Source organism: Mesorhizobium sp. B2-4-12, from assembly GCF_006441575.1.
Taxonomy (GTDB): Bacteria; Pseudomonadota; Alphaproteobacteria; order Rhizobiales; family Rhizobiaceae; genus Mesorhizobium.
In genome coordinates this window covers 1-3,205 of record NZ_VFVC01000097.1, presented here as the reverse complement: position 1 = coordinate 3,205, position 3,205 = coordinate 1, and the positions used below count along the sequence as shown (strand labels likewise).

General features: G+C 62.7%; 3 protein-coding genes. 2 read left to right on the top strand and 1 reads right to left on the bottom strand.

What is annotated here, in order from left to right; genetic code table 11:
- Positions 1-368: aminotransferase class I/II-fold pyridoxal phosphate-dependent enzyme (locus FJ934_RS27775; RefSeq protein ID WP_140613584.1), on the bottom strand; the 368-nt coding region annotated here is incomplete at its 3' end.
- Between the two features lie 280 nt (positions 369-648).
- Here FJ934_RS27775 and galE point away from each other — a divergent pair.
- Both galE and FJ934_RS27765 read left to right on the top strand, forming a co-directional pair.
- On the top strand, positions 649-1,644 hold the full coding sequence (galE, locus tag FJ934_RS27770) for a UDP-glucose 4-epimerase GalE (protein WP_140613583.1): 996 nt from the start codon (positions 649-651) through the stop codon (positions 1,642-1,644).
- A gap of 200 nt (positions 1,645-1,844) precedes the next feature.
- A complete protein-coding gene (locus FJ934_RS27765) occupies positions 1,845-3,104 on the top strand; it encodes a D-amino acid dehydrogenase (protein ID WP_140613582.1) in 1,260 nt (419 codons plus the stop codon).
- Positions 3,105-3,205 lie beyond the last annotated feature (101 nt).

The following is a 3,205-nucleotide window of genomic DNA, read 5'->3' as shown; positions in this document are numbered from 1 at the left end:
GAGATCGACGCTTCGTTGGAGACGAAGCCGGAGGTGAATACCAGGGCCGCTTCCTTGCCGTGCAGGTCGGCAAGCTCATGCTCGAGCTCGACCAGCGGGTTGGAGGTGCCCGAAATGTTGCGGGTGCCGCCGGCGCCCGAGCCCATCTTGCCGGCCGCGTTCTGGAACGCGGCGATGACGTCGGCGTGCTGGCCCATACCGAGATAGTCGTTGGAACACCAGACGGTGATTTCCTCGGCGCGGCCGTTGGAGCGCCAGATGGCGCGCGGAAACTTGCCCGCGATACGCTCGAGGTCGGCGAAGACGCGGTAGCGACGCTCGGCATGGAGTTGGTCGATCGCTTCTTCGAAGAACCGCTGGTAATTCATGTCGACTTCCCAATTTTGCGCGGGATCATAATCATTGGCCGATTGGTCGTCCACCGGGCCATTTTGGTCAAAATGCCACGCCCCGCACCTGTTCCTAACGAGGGCGGATCGTGGCCTATTCTCCATTCACGATACGCTCTGTGGATCACGTTTGTTTCAGCACGATGCCACATCAAGTGAACGCCGGTTACCAAGGGTTCTAATGGCCATCCGGCAGGCTTTCCAGTAAGGCGGTGTTTGAGACAGTTTCCGATAAATCTTGGGTAAGCGAGGACTTGGGATGACGGTTTTGGTGACAGGTGGTGCCGGCTACATCGGCAGCCACATGGTCTGGGAATTGCTGGATGCCGGCGAGAGCGTGGTCGTTCTCGACCGGCTTTCCACCGGCTTCGAATGGGCGGTTGCGCCAGAAGCAAAGCTGGTCGTCGGTGATGTCGCCGACAGGGAATTGGTAGGCTCGATCATCCGGGACAACAAGGTCGACGCGATCATCCATTTCGCCGGCTCGATCGTGGTCCCCGAATCCGTCGCCGATCCGCTCGCTTATTACGAGAACAACACCTGCAAGACACGCACGCTGATCGAGACCGCCGTGCGCGAAGGCGTGCCGAATTTCATCTTTTCCTCGACAGCCGCCGTCTATGGCGGCGCCGGGCTGGAACCGGTGCGCGAGGATGCCCGCCTGGCGCCGGAATCGCCCTATGGTCTGTCCAAGCTGATGAGCGAATGGATGCTGCGCGATGCTGGCCAGGCGCACGGCCTGCGCTATACCGCGCTGCGCTACTTCAACGTTGCCGGCGCCGACCCGAAGGGCCGCACCGGCCAGTCTACCCCTGGCGCCACCCACCTCATCAAGGTCGCTTGCGAAACCGCGCTCGGCAAGCGCCCGTTCATGCAAGTCTTCGGCACCGATTATCCGACGCCTGACGGAACCTGCATGCGCGACTATATCCATGTCAGCGATCTGGCCGCCGCGCATCGGCTGGCCCTGCAGCGGCTGCGCGCCGGAGGACAGAGCCTCGTTGCCAATTGCGGCTACAGCCATGGCTATTCGGTGCTCAAGGTGATCGACAGCGTGCGCCGCGCCTTCGGCCGGGATTTCGAGGTGAGAATGGGCGACCGGCGTCCCGGCGACGCCGCTGCCGTGGTCGCCAATTCGGATCTTGCCCGCGCGGAACTCGGCTGGACGCCGCAACGCGATGATCTCGACCAGATCGTCAAGGATGCGCTCGCCTGGGAACGCATCCTGACCGGCAAGAACTCCGCGCGGGGCTGAACCACAGCCCTCCTTTTGGACGCGCCAAGGACGCCGCACACCTGATGATTTTGCGCGTGATCCGTTCCGAACTCCGGTTCGGGGGCATGCGCGGGGAGCTGTTGGGCCAAGGGCTCGCGGGGCGCATTCATACGCGGTATTGAGGCTCATCGGGAGGCGGTGCGCGGAAGCTTCCGCCGGCATGATCTTTGGGGAGGCGCATGAAGATTTTGGTGCTCGGAGCCGGCGTCGTTGGCACGGCCGCCGCCTATTACCTGGCAAGCGACGGCCACGACGTGACGGTGATCGAGCGCCATGAAGCGGCGGCGCGCGGCACCAGCCGCTCGAACGCAGGTTTGGTCTCGCCAGGCGACGCCACCGCCTGGGCCTCGCCTTCTGCGCTGAAGACCTTCCTGCGGGGGCTCTGGAATCATGATCTCGGCATCAAGGTCAGGTTGAGTCTCGATCCCTATTTCTACGCCTGGAGCCTGCGCTTTCTGCGCGAATGCACCGTGGCGCGCATGCGCGCCAACACCAGCGTCAAGCTGCGGCTCGCGCTCTATTCGCGCGATTGCATCAACGCCCTCTCGGAGACCACCGGCATCCACTACGACGAGCGCAAGCGGGGTATCCTGTACTTCTTCCGCACGCAGAAGAGCCTGGACACAGGCACCGACAATTACCGCTATCTTGGCGAGCACGGCCTTCCGATCGAGATCGTCGGCCGCGACCGGCTGGTCGAACTGGAGCCGGGGCTGGCTGGCGTCAAGGAAAAAATCGCCGGCGGTGTCTACTCCCCGATCGACCAGACAGGCGATTCCAAACAACTCGCCGACAAGCTCGCCGCCTATGCGGTGGAAAAACTCGGCGTCAAATTCCTGTTCGGCACGACCGTTCAGGGCCTCGATATCGAGGGCGACACCGTGCGCGCCGTCATGACATCGGCCGGCCCGGTCACGGGCGACGCCGTCGTGATCTCGTTGGGGCCGGAAAGCGGCTTGCTCGGCCGCTGTTACGGCATTGACCTGCCTGTCTATCCGGTGAAGGGCTATACCGTGACCGTCCCGCTCGAGGACGAGAACAAAGGACCTACCATGGGCGGCGCCGATGAGGATCGGTTGATCGGCTATTCGAGGCTGGGAAACCGTTTGCGCATGTCGTCCACCGCGGAGTTCACCGGCTTCGACCGCAGTTTCAAGCCGAGCGATTTCAGCTCCATCCTGAACACCGGCAAGGATCTGTTTCCGGGTGCCTTCGACGAGACAAAGGCGCTGCTTTGGGCAGGCCTGAGACCGATGATGCCGAATTCGGTGCCCGTCTTCGGCCAGGCGAAATACCGCAACCTCTATCTTGACACCGGTCACGGCCATCTCGGCTGGACCATGGCCTGCGGTTCCGGAAAATTCCTGTCCGACCTCGTCGCCGGGCGCAAGCCGGAGATCGATCCGCAGGGCTTGCTTTACGGGACGGCGCCGCGCTGAAGTGTCCTCATTGCCGAGGTTGGTGCCGCCCCTCATCCGCCTGCCGGTGTCCAGCCGATAGATGGGTAACACTTTGAACCGGATAGATAGGTAACAGTTTT